General features: G+C 71.9%; 18 protein-coding genes and 1 riboswitch. Of the genes, 7 read left to right on the top strand and 11 right to left on the bottom strand.

Annotated elements, in window-relative coordinates; all coding sequences use genetic code 11:
* The first annotated feature begins 104 nt into the window (after positions 1-104).
* From ACZ4VL_RS15340 to ACZ4VL_RS15320, 5 genes are all read left to right on the top strand, one after another.
* Positions 105-1,331, top strand: coding sequence for a L,D-transpeptidase (locus ACZ4VL_RS15340; RefSeq protein ID WP_468199865.1), 1,227 nt, complete (start codon positions 105-107; stop codon positions 1,329-1,331).
* A gap of 97 nt (positions 1,332-1,428) precedes the next feature.
* Positions 1,429-2,196, top strand: coding sequence for an enoyl-CoA hydratase/isomerase family protein (locus tag ACZ4VL_RS15335; RefSeq protein ID WP_468199836.1), 768 nt, complete (start codon positions 1,429-1,431; stop codon positions 2,194-2,196).
* A 249-nt stretch (positions 2,197-2,445) separates the two neighbouring features.
* A complete protein-coding gene (locus ACZ4VL_RS15330; RefSeq protein ID WP_468199835.1) occupies positions 2,446-2,949 on the top strand; it encodes an ATP-binding protein in 504 nt (167 codons plus the stop codon).
* A gap of 387 nt (positions 2,950-3,336) precedes the next feature.
* A complete protein-coding gene (locus ACZ4VL_RS15325; protein WP_468199833.1) occupies positions 3,337-4,137 on the top strand; it encodes a polysaccharide deacetylase family protein in 801 nt (266 codons plus the stop codon).
* On the top strand, positions 4,134-5,327 hold the full coding sequence (locus ACZ4VL_RS15320) for a YncE family protein (RefSeq protein ID WP_468199831.1): 1,194 nt from the start codon (positions 4,134-4,136) through the stop codon (positions 5,325-5,327). Before ACZ4VL_RS15325 ends, ACZ4VL_RS15320 begins: the two co-directional genes overlap by 4 nt.
* Positions 5,328-5,386: 59 nt before the next feature.
* Here the strand turns inward: ACZ4VL_RS15320 and ACZ4VL_RS15315 are convergent, their stop codons facing one another.
* Both ACZ4VL_RS15315 and ACZ4VL_RS15310 read right to left on the bottom strand, forming a co-directional pair.
* Positions 5,387-6,634, bottom strand: a complete 1,248-nt coding sequence (locus tag ACZ4VL_RS15315) for a cytochrome P450 (RefSeq protein WP_468199829.1) — start codon at positions 6,632-6,634, stop codon at positions 5,387-5,389.
* Positions 6,615-7,403 (bottom strand): tRNA-dependent cyclodipeptide synthase, encoded by a 789-nt coding sequence (locus ACZ4VL_RS15310; protein WP_468199828.1) that lies wholly within the window; start codon positions 7,401-7,403, stop codon positions 6,615-6,617. The genes ACZ4VL_RS15315 and ACZ4VL_RS15310 overlap by 20 nt, the downstream gene beginning before the upstream one ends.
* A 257-nt stretch (positions 7,404-7,660) precedes the next feature.
* Between ACZ4VL_RS15310 and ACZ4VL_RS15305 the strand changes: the two genes are divergently transcribed.
* Positions 7,661-7,873: an EF-hand domain-containing protein gene (locus tag ACZ4VL_RS15305; protein ID WP_361088748.1), complete on the top strand. Its 213-nt coding sequence runs from the start codon at positions 7,661-7,663 to the stop codon at positions 7,871-7,873.
* Positions 7,874-7,958: 85 nt separating this feature from the next.
* On the opposite strand, the gene ACZ4VL_RS15300 is transcribed toward ACZ4VL_RS15305, so the two are convergent.
* The 5 genes from ACZ4VL_RS15300 to ACZ4VL_RS15280 form a co-directional block, all read right to left on the bottom strand.
* A complete protein-coding gene (locus ACZ4VL_RS15300; protein WP_468199826.1) occupies positions 7,959-8,567 on the bottom strand; it encodes a PadR family transcriptional regulator in 609 nt (202 codons plus the stop codon).
* Positions 8,568-8,635: 68 nt separating this feature from the next.
* Positions 8,636-9,457, bottom strand: coding sequence for an energy-coupling factor ABC transporter ATP-binding protein (locus ACZ4VL_RS15295; RefSeq protein ID WP_468199824.1), 822 nt, complete (start codon positions 9,455-9,457; stop codon positions 8,636-8,638).
* Positions 9,454-10,203: a cobalt ECF transporter T component CbiQ gene (gene cbiQ / locus ACZ4VL_RS15290; RefSeq protein WP_468199822.1), complete on the bottom strand. Its 750-nt coding sequence runs from the start codon at positions 10,201-10,203 to the stop codon at positions 9,454-9,456. The genes ACZ4VL_RS15295 and cbiQ overlap by 4 nt, the downstream gene beginning before the upstream one ends.
* 3 nt (positions 10,204-10,206) lie before the next feature.
* Entirely contained in the window at positions 10,207-10,557 is a 351-nt protein-coding gene (locus ACZ4VL_RS15285) for an energy-coupling factor ABC transporter substrate-binding protein (protein WP_468199821.1), read from the bottom strand.
* 4 nt (positions 10,558-10,561) lie between these two features.
* A complete protein-coding gene (locus tag ACZ4VL_RS15280; RefSeq protein ID WP_468199820.1) occupies positions 10,562-11,254 on the bottom strand; it encodes an energy-coupling factor ABC transporter permease in 693 nt (230 codons plus the stop codon).
* 28 nt (positions 11,255-11,282) lie between these two features.
* Positions 11,283-11,480, bottom strand: a riboswitch (cobalamin riboswitch).
* A gap of 331 nt (positions 11,481-11,811) precedes the next feature.
* On the opposite strand from ACZ4VL_RS15280, the gene ACZ4VL_RS15275 reads away from it, so the two are divergent.
* Positions 11,812-12,567, top strand: coding sequence for a flavodoxin family protein (locus tag ACZ4VL_RS15275; RefSeq protein ID WP_468199818.1), 756 nt, complete (start codon positions 11,812-11,814; stop codon positions 12,565-12,567).
* Positions 12,568-12,625: 58 nt separating this feature from the next.
* Here ACZ4VL_RS15275 and ACZ4VL_RS15270 read toward each other — a convergent pair whose 3' ends face one another.
* The 4 genes from ACZ4VL_RS15270 to ACZ4VL_RS15255 form a co-directional block, all read right to left on the bottom strand.
* Positions 12,626-13,156, bottom strand: a complete 531-nt coding sequence (locus ACZ4VL_RS15270; RefSeq protein ID WP_468199817.1) for an AMIN-like domain-containing (lipo)protein — start codon at positions 13,154-13,156, stop codon at positions 12,626-12,628.
* A gap of 147 nt (positions 13,157-13,303) precedes the next feature.
* On the bottom strand, positions 13,304-13,711 hold the full coding sequence (locus tag ACZ4VL_RS15265) for an SsgA family sporulation/cell division regulator (RefSeq protein ID WP_468199815.1): 408 nt from the start codon (positions 13,709-13,711) through the stop codon (positions 13,304-13,306).
* A 177-nt stretch (positions 13,712-13,888) separates the two neighbouring features.
* The gene (locus ACZ4VL_RS15260; RefSeq protein ID WP_468199813.1) at positions 13,889-14,215 is read right to left on the bottom strand and encodes a hypothetical protein; all 327 of its coding nucleotides are present in this window, start codon (positions 14,213-14,215) and stop codon (positions 13,889-13,891) included.
* A gap of 286 nt (positions 14,216-14,501) precedes the next feature.
* Positions 14,502-15,884 carry an L-serine ammonia-lyase gene (locus ACZ4VL_RS15255; RefSeq protein ID WP_468199812.1) on the bottom strand — a complete coding sequence of 461 codons (1,383 nt, stop codon included), beginning with the start codon at positions 15,882-15,884 and terminating at the stop codon, positions 14,502-14,504.
* Positions 15,885-15,894: the final 10 nt, after the last annotated feature.

Raw genomic sequence — 15,894 nt, 5'->3', positions numbered from 1 at the left:
CGGTGACATGACCGTTTCTCTTCGTGATATCTCCATGTGATTTCCTGTCGACATGCGCGCGACCGTCCGCGCGCGGGGGACATGGGGAGAAGAGAAGAGTGAACCTGCAGCCGATACGCGGCCGCGCCCGCCGCTCCGGCCTGCCGGCCCTCCTGCTGGGAGCGGCACTGCTGTTCACCAGTGCGTGCAGCGGCGGCGGCTCGGGCGGCGGCTCGGGGGCCGGCAACGGCGGCGGCGCCGCCGGGGGAGGCAAGGCCGGCAACGAGGCGTCGAAGGCCGTCGTCAGCGTCAAGCCGGACGACGGCTCCAAGGAAGTCGAGACCAGCGGTGTCCTGAAGATCACGAGCACCGGCGGCAAGCTCACCACGGTGACCGTCGCCGACACCAAGGGCAATGCGGTGGAGGGCAAGCTCGGCGCCGACGGGTCGAGCTGGGAGCCGGCGCGCCACCTGGCGGCGGCCACCGAGTACAAGGTGCACGCCGTCGCCAAGGACGAGGCGGGCCGGGAGTCCGCCAAGGACACCACCTTCACCACCCTCACCCCGAAGAACACGTTCGTCGGCCACTACACGCCGGAGGACGGCCAGACCGTCGGCGTGGGCATGCCGGTGTCGTTCAACTTCACCCGCGGCATCACCAACACCGAGGCCGTGGAGAAGGCCATCACCGTCACGGCCGAGCCGTCGGTCCCGGTCGAGGGCCACTGGTTCGGCAACGACCGCCTCGACTTCCGCCCGGAGAAGTACTGGGCCGCGGGCACGAAGGTCACCGTGAAGATCGCGCTCGACGGTGTCGAGGGCCGGCCCGGCGTCTACGGCAAGCAGACCCGTACGGTCACCTTCACCATCGGTCGCTCGCAGGTCACCACGGTCGACGCGAGCGAGCACACCATGCAGGTGGTCCGCGACGGCCAGGTCATCAAGAACATCCCGATCACCGCGGGCGCCCCGTCGACGACCACCTACAACGGGCAGATGGTCATCAGCGAGAAGTACAAGGTGACCCGGATGAACGGCGCGACCGTCGGCTTCGGCGGCGAGTACGACATCTCCGACGTGCCGCACGCGATGCGCCTGTCCAACTCGGGCACCTTCGTCCACGGCAACTACTGGGCCCCGTCGAGCACCTTCGGTTCGGAGAACGTCAGCCACGGCTGCGTGGGCCTGAAGGACGTCCGCGGCGCCGGTGACGGCAACCAGCCCGCCGCCTGGTTCTTCGACGAGTCGCTGATCGGCGACGTGGTCGTCGTGAAGAACTCCAAGGACAAGCAGATCGCCCCGGACAACGGCCTCAACGGCTGGAACATGGACTGGGCGGAGTGGATCAAGTAGTCCCCGCCGCCGCGTAGTCAGAGCGGCCCCGAAGCGGCCCGGTGCTGTGACCCACAGCACCGGGCCACTTCTGTTAACCGGGGCTAACCTTCCCCGTATGACCCTCTCTCTCGAAGTCTCCGAAGGCGTCGGCACCATCCGCCTGGACCGGCCGCCGATGAACGCCCTGGACATCGCCACCCAGGACCGGCTGCGCGAGCTGGCCGTGGAGGCCACCGACCGGTCCGACGTCCGCGCCGTGATCATCTACGGCGGTGAGAAGGTGTTCGCCGCCGGCGCGGACATCAAGGAGATGCAGACGATGGACCACGCGGCGATGGTCGCCCGGTCCCGCGCCCTGCAGGACGCCTTCACCGCCGTGGCCCGGATCCCCAAGCCGGTCGTCGCGGCCGTCACCGGCTACGCCCTGGGCGGCGGCTGCGAGCTGGCCCTGTGCGCCGACTACCGCATCGCCGCCGACAACGCGAAGCTCGGCCAGCCGGAGATCCTGCTCGGCCTGATCCCGGGCGCCGGCGGCACCCAGCGGCTGTCCCGGCTCATCGGTCCCTCCAAGGCCAAGGACCTCATCTTCACCGGCCGGATGGTCAAGGCCGACGAGGCGCTCTCCCTCGGTCTCGTGGACCGTGTCGTGCCCGCCGCCGAGGTGTACGAGCAGGCGCACGCCTGGGCCGCGAAGCTGGCCCAGGGGCCGGCGATCGCGCTGCGCGCCGCCAAGGAGTGCGTGGACGCCGGTCTGGAGGCGGACATCGACACCGGCCTGACCATCGAACGCAACTGGTTCGCGGGCCTGTTCGCGACCGAGGACCGCGAGCGCGGCATGCGCAGCTTCGTCGAGGAGGGCCCGGGCAAGGCCAAGTTCCTCTGAGGCGTGTCCGGTTATCGCCGGTCCTCCGTGGGGGTGGATTAGCCCTGCCTTAAAGCAGGGTTAAGGAGGGCCGGCGATCCGCTCCGGATGGTCGCCGACGTGTTGTGCGTCGCCGCAGATCAGGGTGGTTGTGCCGGAGTCCGATTGCCCAACGCATATGCCAGGGCAGGGTCTTGGGGTCCGCCCCTGCGAGGGGCGTTTTCCTGCGGAACGGCCCGTGCGGGTACACCGGCCGTCCATGATGGGTTCATGGCGGGCCTGGAGGGTGTGGAACAGCCGCGGCAGCGCAACAGCGCTTCCCCCGTGCGGCCGACGGCGGCTCTGGACGACGAGCAGGGCCTCAGGGCACTGGAGTCGTACGGAAATCCGGCTGAGGCGGAAGTGACGCTGCCGTCCATGCCGGAATCGGCCGGAACGGCCCGCCGGCTCACCCAGTACGTGGTGATCCGCTTCTGGGGCTTCTCGCCGCAGGTGTCCGAGCACACCGTCCTGCTCGTCTCCGAGCTCGTCGGCAACGCGGTGCGGCACACCGGTGCCCGCTCCTTCGGCTTACGGATGCACCGGCGGCGCGGCTGGATCCGGGTCGAGGTGCGCGACCCCTCGCGCGGGCTGCCCTGCCTGATGCCGGTCCACGAGCTGGACACCACCGGCCGGGGCCTCTTCCTCGTCGACAAGCTCTCCGACCGCTGGGGTGCCGACCTGCTGCCCCGCGGCAAGATCACCTGGTTCGAGATGCGGGTGGCCGACCGCTGAGCCGGTCCGTGGAACGCCTGAAGCCCCCATGCGCCGTGGTGGGGCGTGGTGGGGGCTTCATGGGTGCGCCGAGGATCGAAGGGGGTGTGATCCTCGGCGGGGCGACTTCGCTCGGGTCAATGGGGAAGCCGTGCCTCCGACTATGGCAGACGGGGGGCCGAATGCCAAAAGTCCCAACTTGGACATAAGTGTGCAAATCTCAAGAGTTTGCATCTAAATCCTAGGCGAGGTCGGCCACCTGCCTCGTAATTAGTGAATAAGTATCCGCTCATCCGTGTGATTCCTTGATCCCGGGATGTCTCGACCGCCGAACGGCTGCACTTCGGTCGGGGGTATCGAATGGGGTCAATCGTTACCTTCAGGGAGATTTCCCTCTTAAATGGGCGCGTGCCCTGCTACCCGGACCGCCGGTCCGCCCTCCGCGCCGGCGCGGCGGCCGCGGCCGCCGCCCTCGCCACCGCGTGCGGCACCGCGCCGGGCGGCCCGGCCCCCGCCCCGCACGCCCCCGCGGCAGAACCGGCGCAGGCCGTCCCCGGCCGGCCGCCCGGCGCCGCCCCCGCCCGGGCCCCGCGCCGCTTCCCCGGACAGCCCGAGGAGATCGTGCACGGCCCCCGGGACCGGCCCCGGGTCGCCCTCACCTTCCACGGCAACGGGGACCCCGCCACCGCCCGGTCCGTGCTCGCCGAGGCCGAACGCGCGGGCGCCCGGGTCACCGTCCTGGCGATCGGCGCCTGGCTCGACACCCACCCGGACATCGCCCGCCGGGTCCTGGACGGCGGCCACGAGCTCGGCAACCACACCCAGCGCCACCTCGCCATCAACGCCATGTCCGAGGCCGAGGCCTACGCCGAGATCACCGGCTGCGCGCAGCGGCTCAAACGCCTCACCGGTTCCATCGGCACCTGGTTCCGCCCCTCGCAGACGCAGCACGCCACCGCCCTCGTCCGGAAGCTGGCCCGACGCGCGGGCTACCCGCACGTCCTCTCGTACGACGTGGACTCCCTCGACTTCACCTCGCCCGGCGCGGCGGCCGTCATCCGCACCGTCACCGGGACGATCCGCAGCGGATCGGTGGTGAGCCTGCACTTCGGCTACGCGGACACGGTCGACGCGATGCCGCCCCTCCTCGAAGAACTCGCGCGCCGCGAACTGCGCGCGGTGACCACCACGGAGCTGCTGACCCCATGACGACCACCCGCCTTCCCCGGAAGGCCACCGTGCTCCTGGCCGGTCTGGTCCTCGCCGCCCTGGCCGGCTGCGGATCGGCCGGCGGCAAGCGCCCCGCCGAGGCGCTCGGCTCCAAGGCCGCGGCCCAGCCGCCCGTCAAGGCCGTCCCGGCGGTCCCGCCCGGCCTCCCCGGCATGCCGCCGCTCCTCGACCCCAACGACGTGTACGCGGCCGACCGGCCGAACCAGCTCTCCCCAGTGGTCAAGGACTTCCCGTCCCGGGTCTACGTGCCGAACACCACCTCCAACACGGTGTCCGTCATCGACCCCGCGACGTACAAGGTCATCGACACCATCCCGGTCGGGGTCCAGCCCCAGCACGTGGTCCCGTCGTGGGACATGAAGACCCTGTGGGTCAACAACAACCGCGGGCACACCCTCACCCCCATCAACCCCGCCACCGGCGAGGCCGGCGAGCCGGTCGAGGTGCACGACCCGTACAACCTGTACTTCACGCCGAACGGCAAGTACGCGGTGGTCATGGCCTCGATGGACAAGGAGATCGTCTTCCGCGACGCGCACACCATGAACCGGGTCAAGACCGTCCCCACGACCTGCTACGGCGTCAACCACGCGGACTTCTCAGCGGACGGCCGCTTCTTCATCGTCAGCTGCGAGTTCTCCGGCGAACTCCTCAAGGTCGACACCGAGAAGATGGAGGTCATCGGCCAGCAGAAGCTGCCCTTCGAGGGCGCCATGCCGCAGGACGTCAAGATCTCCCCGGACGGCAGGACGTTCTACGTCGCCGACATGATGGCGCACGGCGTGTGGGTGGTCGGCGGCCAGAAGTTCGGCACCCCCCAGCTGCTGCCCACCGGCAAGGGCTGCCACGGCCTGTACGTCAGCCGCGACTCCCGCGAGATGTACATCTCCAACCGCGGCGAGGGCACCATCTCGGTCTTCGACTTCAAGCAGAACCGGCTCACCAAGAAGTGGCAGCTGCCCAACGGCGGCAGCCCCGACATGGGCGGCGTCTCCGCCGACGGCAAGGTGCTGTGGCTGTCCGGCCGCTACCACGGCGAGGTCTACGCGATCGACACGACCACCGGCAAGCAGCTCGCGCGGATCCCAGTGGGCGGCGGCCCGCACGGTCTGGCCGTCTACCCGCAGCCGGGCCGCTACTCCCTCGGCCACACCGGCGTCTTCCGCTGACGCCCCCGCGCGCCGGCGCCCCGGGAGCCCGCACAGCCTCCCGGGACGCCGCCGCATCCTCACCAGGCGACCGGGAGCCGTTCCGGCAGCCGCTTGATGAAGCCCGTACGCCACACCAGGTTCTCCGCGGGCACCGCGAGCCGCAGACCGGGCAGCCGCTCCACGAGCACCTCCAGCGCGATCTCGGCGTGGGCCCGACCCAGGGCCGAGGCCGGGCAGTAGTGCCGGCCGGCCCCGAACGCCAGGTGGACGTTGGCGCTCTCCCGCTCCAGGTCCAGCTCGTCCGGGCGCGCGAAGGCCTCCGGGTCGAAGTTGGCCCCCTCCAGCAGGACGAGGACGAGCTCGCCCTCCCGGACCAGCACGTCGCCGACCCGTACGTCCGCCAGCGCGATGCGCGGCAGGCCGTCGCCGACGGACAGGTTCCAGCGCAGCAACTCGTCGACCGCCTTCCCCGTGCGCTCCGGATGGCCGCGCAGGTGGTCGATGAGCTCGGGCCGCTGGAGCAGCGCGAGGACGGCCAGGACCAGGAAGGCCGACGTGGACACGGCGCCGGCCCCGAACAGCGAGACGGCGACCGTCGCGAACATCTCGTCGGTCAGGTGCGCCGAGTCCGGGTCGGCCTCCCTGAGCTCCGCGAACCGGCCGAGCAGCCCCGTACGCTGCTCGGCCGGCAGCGCGAGCTGGGCGCCCAGCCGGTCGGTGAAGTAGCCGACGTCCTTGTACCAGTTGAGTGCCGAGTCGGGGAACGGCGCGCGTGCGGTCATGAACGCGACGTCGAGCCCCGACATCAGGCGCCGCCAGTCCTCGAACGGCACCCCCAGCACCCGGCAGTGCAGGGCCGCCGAGAAGGGGTCGGCGAACCCCGCCCGCAGGTCGACGGGCCCGCCCTCGGCGACGAGCCCGTCGACGAGCGCGCCCGCCGTGGCCCGCAACCAGTCCTGCAGGCCCTGCTGTCGCGGGTTCAGGGACTTCATCACGGCGGTGCGCAGCCCGGCGCTGTTGATGTTGCCCATGTTGTTCACGACCTCGGGCGGGATCGTCAGCGCGTACTGGCGGGGTACCCCGGGACCCGCGGTGTCCTTCAGGCTGAACCGCTCGTCCTCCAGCACCTGCTTGGCCAGCGCATAGCTGCTGACCAGCCAGGCCAGGTCCCCGGTGAGCGTGCGGACCCGGGCGACGGGGGCCTTCTCCCGCAGCCGGGCGCACTCCTGCGGCAGCACGTCGCCGCGCCGCGACAGCGGGAAGTCGAGGAGGGGCGCGTCCCGGCCGAGCGTGTCCGCGCCGGCCTCACGCTGCTCGACGCTCATCGGCGGTCCCTTCGATCGGTGCGTGGTCCGCGGCCGGGTGCGGGCCGCCGGGCGCGGGGGCGGGGCGGGTCGCACCGGCGGCCTCCGGCCGGACGACGGCGTAGGCCTGGTTGCGGGTCGCGCGCAGTCCCCCGCCGCGCCCGTAGAGGACGTCCGTCAGCGGCATCCGGACGTGGTACGCAGCCACGGACGACGGCACGTCGAGAATGCTCGGGGTGTCCACGAAGAACGGCAGCTCCGCCGCCAGGTAGTCGAAACAGACCTGCAACTGTCCGGCCGTGATGGATTCACCTTCCGGCAACTTCGGTCCGACGAAATGGAGGGCCATCTCCTCGCAGCCCTTGCGGAATTCGTCGTCGGTTTCGAGGAAATGGCGGACGCGCCGGTGCAGAAGTTGGTAGACGGGGTTGCAATCGAACTCGGACAGTGCCCGCACGCGGACCCCCGCATGCGGGTGCCCTGATTCCTCGACGCCCTTGACGATCCGCCGGCGGACCGCCTTGATCTCCTTCGCGGCCCGCTTCTGCGCATGATCCCGGCTGTGGCCGAAAGCAGCGAACATGCGGTCGACATGGAGGTCCGCGTACACGAAGTCGACCTGCGCGAAGCGGGGTACCGCCCACCGGGCGAGGCTGTTGATGCGCTCGGAGCTGAAGTAGCTGTTGCCAGGACTCACTCCGATGAGCACATGGTCGCCCTCATCCCAGATATGGCGGCACGCGCGGGTGAAGGGCAGAACTTCGAATGATGCGTCTGCTGTGATCGTCACCTGTGTGATCGCCCTTGTTGCCGCATGTCCCTGGGAGCCCTGCGCTCCTGGTGTGGCGGCAATGTCGGTACGTTATGCGGTGACCCCGGAACGTGACAAGCCCGAGCAGGATTTCTCGGCCGGAAATTGCCGCTTCCGCGCTACGGAACGGTAATTGAATTTCTTTCTGCCGCCTGAACGGGACCCGGTAGCGGCGGTCGTTCCCGACTGGCGCTACCCTGAGCCGGTCAACGAGCACCAAGAAGGGGTGGATCCCAGTGGCCGACATCGAGAGCGCACGGGCGACGTTCGGCAGGTTCGACGCGGACGGCGACGGCTTCGTCACGGCCGACGAGTTCCGTCACGCCATGGCGGAGATGGGCGACCCGTTCGTCACGGGCCCGGTCGCGGACTCCGTGATCGCCGCCAAGGACACGAACGGCGACGGCCTGATGAGCTTCGACGAGTTCTGGGCCTCCCTGAACAAGTAGGGCCCCGCACCGCAGCCCCCGTACCGCCCCGCCGGCGGTACGGGGGCTGCGGCCTGCCCGCCGGACCGGCCCGCGCGGCCGCGTCCTACGGCGCGCCGCCCGGTTCGCCCGGGGCGCCCGCGGCGGCATCCGAGGCGGCGTCCGCGGCTCCGCCCGGCCGGGCGATGTCCTCGACCTCGGCCAGGGCCTCCTCCAGCCAGCGCAGCCAGAACGTCTCCAGGCCGATCCCGCCGTGCAGCACGAGCCGGCGCAGCCGGTCCTCGTCGGAGTCCCGCTCCGGGGGGAAGTCCTTCTCCTCGATCGCCCCGTACAGCGCCAGCTGCCGCCGGTGCAGCTCCAGATGGCGCCGCAGCTCCGCGGCCAGCCCCTGCACCCCGGCCACGCCCGCGGCCCGGACCCGCAGCAGCAGGGGGTCCCGGATGGCCTTCGGGTCCTGGCTCTCGCCGATCCACCGCGCGAGCTCCGCGCCGCCGGCGGGCAGGACCTCGTACTCCTTCTTCTGACCCCGCACCGGCACCTCGCTCGGCAGGGCCCGGATCAGCCCGGCCTCCTCCAGCCGGCCCAGCTCGCGGTAGATCTGCTGGTGCGTCGCGGACCAGAAGTACCCGATCGACTTGTCGAACCGCCGGGTCAGTTCCAGCCCGGACGAGGGCTTCTCGAGCAGGGCGGTGAGGATGGCGTGCGGCAGCGACATGCCGTCATCCTAGGTTCGCCGCACTCCGGCGCCGGGGACTGGTGCCGGGCACCGGCGCCGTGACCGCCCTAGTGCCAGGCGGCCAGGGCCTCGGGGGTACCGGGGCCCGCCGCGTCCGGCTCCAGCAGGTCCCGCGCCCGCAGGAACGCCGCCACCGCCGGCGACCAGGCCTGGCGCAGGCCCGCCGCGGCGAGCAGCTCCGGTTCGGCGAGCAGCTTCCCGGCCGGGCCGAAGCGGATGCCCGCCGGGGTCAGGACGGCCGCGTCGTCGGCCCAGCGCACCGCCAGCTCGACGTCGTGCGTGGCCATCACCACGGTGGTGCCGCGCGAGCGCAGCCCCGCCAGGGTGTCGAGCAGCCGCTCCTGCCCGTCCGGGTCGAGTCCGGCCGTCGGCTCGTCGAGGATCAGCACCCGCGGGGCCATCGCCACCGCGCCCGCGATCGCCGCGCGCTTGCGCTGCCCGTACGAGAGCAGGTGCGTGGGGCGGTCCCGCAGCGCGGTGATGTCGAGCGCGGCCAGCGCGGAGTCCACCCGGGCCCGTACCTCCGCGGCGGGCAGGCCGAGGTTCATCGGGCCGAAGGACACGTCCTGCTCCACCGAGGCGGCGAACAGCTGGTCGTCGGGGTCCTGGACCACCAGCTGGACCGCCGTCCGCAGCCGGGTCAGGCCCGCCCGGTCGTGGGCGACGGGCGCCCCGTCCAGCCGCAGTTCGCCCGAGCCGGGCCGCAGGCCCCCGCTGAGCAGCCGCATCAGCGTGGTCTTGCCGCTGCCGTTGCGGCCGAGCAGGACCAGCGCCCGGCCCTCGGCGATCGCGAAGTCCACGCCGGTCAGCACCGCCGGGCCGTCCTCGTACGCGTAGCCGGCCCCGGCCAGTTCCACCAACGGGTTCACAGGTACAGCCCTTTCAGGGTGAGAGTCAGCGCGGCCACGGCCGCGAGCAGGGCCGCCGAGGCCGCCAGGAAGCGCCACGACAGCGTCGCCTCGGGGACGAGCACCCGCAGTGCACCGTCGTAGCCGCGCCCGGCGAGGCCCGACTGGAGCCGCGCCGCGCGGTCGAAGGCCCGTACGAACGAGGTGGCGGCGAGCCCGGCCACCGAACGCCACGCCGCCGCCCGGCCCGCGTTCCCCAGGCGGGCCGCCTGCGCGCGCCGCACCTGGGCGAGGGAGTCGAGCAGCAGGAAGCCGATGCGGTACATGACCAGGGCCACGTCCACCACCGGCGCCGGCACCCCGGCCCGGACCAGCCGCGGCAGCACGTCCGACACCGGCGTGGTGAACGCGAACAGCAGCACCCCGAGCGAGGCCGCGGACGTGCGCAGCAGCAGTTCGGCGGCGAGCCGCGGCCCGTGCGGGGCCAGCGAGACCGGACCCGCCGGGCCGCCGAGCGCGACGAGCAGCGGCAGCGCCCCGGTGAAGCAGAAACCGAGCGGGATCCGGAAGGCCCGCCACAGCTGCCGCCCGGCGACCCCGGCCGGCCCGAGGAGCACGGCGAGGGTCGCGGCGGCCACGAGCGGTCCGCCGGGCCAGGGCGGCAGGCACAGGGCGCTGACCGTCAGACCCAGCCCGAGCAGCGCCTTCTCCAGCGGGTGGCGGCCCCGCCAGCGACTGCTGTGCGCGGCCACGTCGATCGGCAGCACCGGCTACGACTCCGCGGTGGGAGCCGGGGCGTCGCCGCCCGCCGCCGCGGCGGCCGCGCCTTGGCGGCGGCCCCGGCGGACGCCGAAGTAGTACGCGAGCACGCCCGCGCCCAGGGCCGCCTGGAGGGCGAACAGGGCCGACTCGACCTCCCCGGACGGGGGCTCGTACAGCGGGGAGAACCAGGGCTCGTAGTCCGGCTTCAGTTCGGTGATGGCCGCCTCCGCCTGCGCGTCGGCGCCCGCGAAGGGCTCCTCCTTGCCCTCGCCGAGGCCCAGGGCGAGGGGCAGGACGGCCAGCGCCGCCACCAGGAGCAGCAGCAGAACGTTGATCTTCGTGTTCCGGCTCGGGTTCATCGCGTCACACCGCCGTCTTCTGCTCGGAGCGGCCGGTGAGCTTCGCGACGCCCAGCCGGACCAGGTCGGACTTGCTCGACTGCATCAGCAGCCGCATCACGAGGACGGTCAGCAGGCCCTCGCTCACGGCGAGCGGGATCTGCGTGACGGCGAAGATGCCGCCGAACTTCGCGAGCGCGCCGAGGAAGCCCGTGCCCGGGTCCGGGAAGGCCAGCGCCAGCTGGACCGAGGTCACGCAGTAGGTGACGAGGTCGGCGAAGAAGGCGCCGAAGAACACGGACACCATCAGCGGGGCGTTGAAGCGCCGCAGCAGCAGGTAGGCGCAGTACCCCGACCAGGGTCCGGCGATGGCCATGGAGAAGACGTTGGCGCCGAGCGTGGTCAGTCCGCCGTGCGCGAGCAGCAGCGCCTGGAAGAGGAGGGTGATCGTGCCGAGCACCGCCATGATGGGCGGCCGGAACAGGATCGCGCCGAGCCCGGTCCCGGTGGGGTGCGAGCAGCTGCCCGTCACCGACGGGATCTTCAGTGCGGACAGGACGAAGGTGAACGCGCCGGACGCGCCGAGCAGGAGGGTGCTCTCGGGGTTGGCCTTCACCTCGCGGGTGAGGGCGCGCACCCCGTGGACGACGAAGGGAGCGGACGCGGCGCCCCAGGCGGCCGCGTGCAAAGGGGGCAGGAACCCCTCGGCTATATGCATGAGTGGGAGACCTCTCCAGCACCTCGTGGATGGACAACGCGCCCTGGCCGGTCTCCTGGCTCACGGGTACTGATGCCCTGGCTCCGCCTTCCCGGGCGGTGCGGGTCCCTACCCGCGCTGCCCAGTGGCTTTCCCGCAGGAGTGGAGCCGGACTTCCCGTTCACAGTGGCGAGGGCCGCACCGGTCTTGCACCGGTTTCCCGTACACCAAGGCCTGATGACCCTAATCGGCCCCGTGGACCCGTAACAACCCGGCTCCGGCCCGCCTGTTGGGCCCGGGGATTCCGCTTAGGGTCGGCGGCGTACCGGTGTGCTGGGGGCGGGCGGGCGAAACGGCGGCAGGGGCGCGGAAGTTCCGGCTCGGGTCGGCCGTCTGGAGGGACCGGCGCGTGCTGGGGCGCTCTTCCGTTCATGCGCTCCAACCGGCGCCGCCGGGGCGTGTGCGGGGTGCGGTCGGGAGGGGTGGCCGGAGCGTCCGGCCGCGAGGGGCCGGGAGTGACCACCCCGGACGGGCGCCTTCCGTTCGCCGCGGGGCCGGCGTCCCCGCAGGCTGGGAGGGTGGCCGCCGAACACGACACCGCGCACCCGCAGCGGGGGACGGACGCCGGGGCGTTCGACTACTCCGACCTGACCGCCGTCTACGTCAACTGCACGCTCAAACGCTCGCCCGAGACCAGCAACACGGAGGGCCTGATCGCGCGCAGCCGGGCCGTCATGGAGGCGGCCGGCGCCCGGACCTCCCTGATCCGCGCCGTCGACCACGACATCGCCACCGGAGTCTGGCCGGACATGACCGAGCACGGCTGGGAAACCGACCAGTGGCCGGTCCTGTACAGCCAGATCATGGACGCCGACATCCTCGTCCTGTGCGGGCCGATCTGGCTCGGCGACAACAGCTCCGTCATGAAGCAGGTCGTCGAGCGGCTCTACGCCTGCTCCTCGATCCTGAACGAGCACGGCCAGTACGCCTACTACGGGCGCGTCGGCGGTGCGCTGATCACCGGCAACGAGGACGGCGTGAAGCACTGCGCCATGAACGTCCTCTACAGCCTCCAGCACCTCGGGTACGCGATCCCACCGCAGGCCGACGCCGGCTGGATCGGCGAGGCCGGTCCGGGCCCCTCGTACCTTGACCCGGGCTCGGGCGGACCGGAGAACGACTTCACCAACCGGAACACGACGTTCATGTCGTGGAACCTGATGCACCTGGCGGCCCTGCTCAAGCACTCCGGCGGCATCCCCGCCCACGGCAACCAGCGCTCGGCCTGGGACGCCGGCTGCCGCTTCGACTTCCCCAACCCCGAGCACCGCTGACGGCCCGGGCCGTACGACCGGACGGTCGCAGGGCCGTCCGGCCGTACGGGGGCTCGGCTCAGCCGCAGCACACGTTGCGGTGCGCGACGTCCAGCACGAACCGGTCGGGCGAGCGCAGGGTGAACGAGGTGTACGACGGCTTGCTGTCGAAGGCGGCGCCGAAGGTGACGTACCCCTCGAAGTCGCCCGTCATGGCGAAGCCCTTCAGGGCGGGCAGGTCGATCGTGGCGAGCTTCGGCCCGCGGTAGGTGCTCTCGCCGGAGCGCAGGTGTGCGTCGGCGGGGTGCAGACGGATCTGGAGGAAGTGCTTCCCGGCCAGCGGGACGGGCTCGCCGGACCCGTCCCGGTACAGCCGCGGGACGCGGGTGACCTCGACGTCGGGGACGCGTCCCCGCAGGTCGACGACGATCCGGTCGTACGCGCAGTGCCCGGCCCAGCGGGCGTTCACGACGAGCGGGACGGTGGCGCGCCCGGAGGCCGCGGCGGCCGGGGCCGGGGCGGTGGAGGCGGGCGCGGCGAGGGCGATTCCGGCGGTGAGGAGGGCCCCCGTGGCAAGGGCCACGGTCTGCCGGCGGCGGAGGTGGTTCATGACGTCCCCCCTGGTTCTCAAGAGACGGGGACCTGTGTCACTGCCGGAGACACCCGCTGCGCGTCGATGGTTGCGGCAAAATCGACTAAATTTCTTATTCCGTCGAAATCGCCCGAACCGGCACCTCGCCGACGCGCGGCCGACGCGTCACCGGATCAGGAGGCCGTCCAGCTCCGCGTCGAGGTCGTAGTGCCGCTGCTCCTCGCCCCGGGGCACCAGCTCCACCAGTCGCCGGCACAGCGCCCGGACGTCCTTGGCCCGGGCGGAGACCACGCAGCTCTGCTCCCCGTTGCTGAAGGCCAGGTACACCCGCGGCTCGCTGCGGCGCCGGCGGGGCCAGACCCGGATGTCGCCCGCGCCGGTGGCGCAGGCCTCCCCGTCGAGCAGGAGGTCCCGGGAGAACACCCAGCGCGCCAGGTGCCGGCCCGCCCCCTGGAAGTCCAGGGCGAGCTCCCAGGGCCGGTCGCAGCGGTACGTGAAGGCCGCCTGCAGCGGGACGGGCTCGGGGGCGGCCTCCAGGCGGATGGGGAGGACGCGGTGCTCGATGACGGCCACGGCCGGTTCCCCTCTCTTCGGGGTGTGACGGGGGACACTCGTGAAGCTAGTCCACCTCCGGGCCCGCACCACCGGGTCGAAAGTCCCGGGTCCGGGGGTCCCCGGACCCGTCCTCGCACAGGAACGGGAAGGGCCCGCCCTCCGGCCGGAGGGCGGGCCCGCAGGGTCACCGGGCGGCTACGGAACGGGCTCGACCGGGACGGGCGCGACGACGAGCGGAACGTTCCCGTTGCTCTGTCCGACGGTCGCGGAGTCGGTTCCGCCCAGCTGGACGCCGTTGCTCTGGTTGGTCGCCCCGGAGCCGGTGGCGACCTGCTGGGTGGTCGAGGAGTTGCCGGCGTTCGAACCGAAGACGCCGCTGCCGAAGATCTCGGCGGCGGCCGCGTTCGACGAGATCCCCGCCCCGGCCCCGCTGTCGGCCTGGGCGGTGCCCGAGCAGAGCAGGGCGGCGAGGGGGAGCGCGGCGAGCGCGGCGATCGCGCGGGCGCTACGGGTGCTTGCCATGGTGAGGGTGAGGTCCTCCGTACGAGAAAGGGCTGCGGTCCACGGCGGTTGGCCGGCCGCCGGGGTGTGGCCGCGACGTCACGTGATCACCCTTGCGCACCGGGATCATCCCGTACCACCCCCAGCCCCCACGGTTCGCCCTGAAGCGTGATCAATCCACGCCAAACCTCGACGTCCGGGAAAATCCGGGCGGTTGCCGCAGGTCGGGCGAGTGGCCGCCGGGCAACGCACGGGACCCCGGGCGCCGCGGCGCCCGGGGTCCCGTCCGTACGGAGACCGGGTCAGGTCAGCACTCGATGACGTTGACGGCGAGGCCGCCGCGGGCCGTCTCCTTGTACTTGACCTTCATGTCGGCGCCGGTCTCCTTCATGGTCTTGATGACCTTGTCCAGGGAGACCTTGTGGCTGCCGTCGCCGCGCATGGCCATCCTCGCGGCCGTGACCGCCTTGACCGCCGCCATGCCGTTGCGCTCGATGCACGGGATCTGGACCAGGCCGCCGACCGGGTCGCAGGTCAGGCCCAGGTTGTGCTCCATGCCGATCTCGGCCGCGTTCTCGACCTGCTCCGGGGTGCCGCCCAGGACCTCGGCCAGGGCGCCCGCCGCCATCGAGCAGGCGGAGCCGACCTCGCCCTGGCAGCCGACCTCGGCGCCGGAGATCGAGGCGTTCTCCTTGAACAGCATGCCGATCGCGCCCGCGGCGAGCAGGAAGCGGACCACGCCGTCCTCGTCCGCGCCGGGCACGAAGTTCACGTAGTAGTGCAGGACGGCCGGGAGGACGCCCGCGGCGCCGTTCGTGGGGGCCGTGACGACGCGGCCGCCCGCCGCGTTCTCCTCGTTCACCGCCATCGCGTAGATCGTCGTCCACTCGCTGCGGTGCAGCAGCGGGTCGCCCTCGGTGCGCAGCTGGCGCGCCGTGGCCGCCGCGCGGCGCTTGACCCGCAGGCCGCCGGGGAGGATGCCCTCGCGGGACATGCCGCGCGAGACGCAGGCCTGCATGACCCGCCAGATCTCCAGCAGACCCTCGCGGATCTCCTCCTCCGTGCGCCAGGCCTTCTCGTTCTCCAGCATCAGCGAGGAGATCGACAGGCCGGTCTCCTTCGCCAGGCGCAGCATCTCGTCACCGGAGCGGAAGGGGTACTTCAGCACCGTGTCGTCGAGCTTGATCCGGTCCTCGCCGACCGCGTCCTCGTCCACCACGAAGCCGCCGCCGACCGAGTAGTACGTCTTCTCCAGCAGCGGGGCGCCCGAGGCGTCGTACGCGAAGAGGGTCATGCCGTTCGCGTGGTACGGCAGGGCCCGGCGGCGGTGCAGGATCAGCTGGCTCGGCTCGTCGAACGCGATCTCGTGCGCGCTCCCTATCTCCGTGCCGAGCAGGCGCAGCCGGCCCGTCTTGCGGATCCGCTCCACCTCGTCGTCGGCGGTCTCCACGTCCACGGTGCGCGGGGAGTGCCCCTCCAGGCCGAGCAGCACCGCCTTCGGGGTGCCGTGGCCATGGCCGGTCGCACCGAGCGAGCCGTACAGCTCCGCCCGGACGGAGGCGGTCTGCGCGAGCACACCGTCCTTCTTCAGCCGCGCGACGAACATGCGGGCGGCGCGCATCGGACCCACGGTGTGCGAGCTGGACGGACCGATGCCGATCGAGAAGAGATCGAAAACCGAAATGGCCACGGTGGCGGAC

Source organism: Streptomyces sp. NPDC029014 (assembly GCF_055564695.1).
The sequence above is the reverse complement of the archived record's forward strand: the minus strand, read 5'-3'. Positions and strand labels throughout refer to the sequence as shown.

Excerpts from the sequence above, each read along its gene's own strand:
- ACZ4VL_RS15335 (WP_468199836.1), top strand. The coding sequence starts at position 1,429 with ATGACCCTCTCTCTCGAAGTCTCCGAAGGCGTCGGCACCATCCGCCTG.
- ACZ4VL_RS15330 (WP_468199835.1), top strand. The coding sequence starts at position 2,446 with ATGGCGGGCCTGGAGGGTGTGGAACAGCCGCGGCAGCGCAACAGCGCT.
- ACZ4VL_RS15320 (WP_468199831.1), top strand. The coding sequence starts at position 4,134 with ATGACGACCACCCGCCTTCCCCGGAAGGCCACCGTGCTCCTGGCCGGT.
- ACZ4VL_RS15315 (WP_468199829.1), bottom strand. The coding sequence starts at position 6,634 with ATGAGCGTCGAGCAGCGTGAGGCCGGCGCGGACACGCTCGGCCGGGAC.
- ACZ4VL_RS15300 (WP_468199826.1), bottom strand. The coding sequence starts at position 8,567 with ATGTCGCTGCCGCACGCCATCCTCACCGCCCTGCTCGAGAAGCCCTCG.
- ACZ4VL_RS15285 (WP_468199821.1), bottom strand. The coding sequence starts at position 10,557 with ATGAACCCGAGCCGGAACACGAAGATCAACGTTCTGCTGCTGCTCCTG.
- ACZ4VL_RS15280 (WP_468199820.1), bottom strand. The coding sequence starts at position 11,254 with ATGCATATAGCCGAGGGGTTCCTGCCCCCTTTGCACGCGGCCGCCTGG.
- ACZ4VL_RS15270 (WP_468199817.1), bottom strand. The coding sequence starts at position 13,156 with ATGAACCACCTCCGCCGCCGGCAGACCGTGGCCCTTGCCACGGGGGCC.
- ACZ4VL_RS15260 (WP_468199813.1), bottom strand. The coding sequence starts at position 14,215 with ATGGCAAGCACCCGTAGCGCCCGCGCGATCGCCGCGCTCGCCGCGCTC.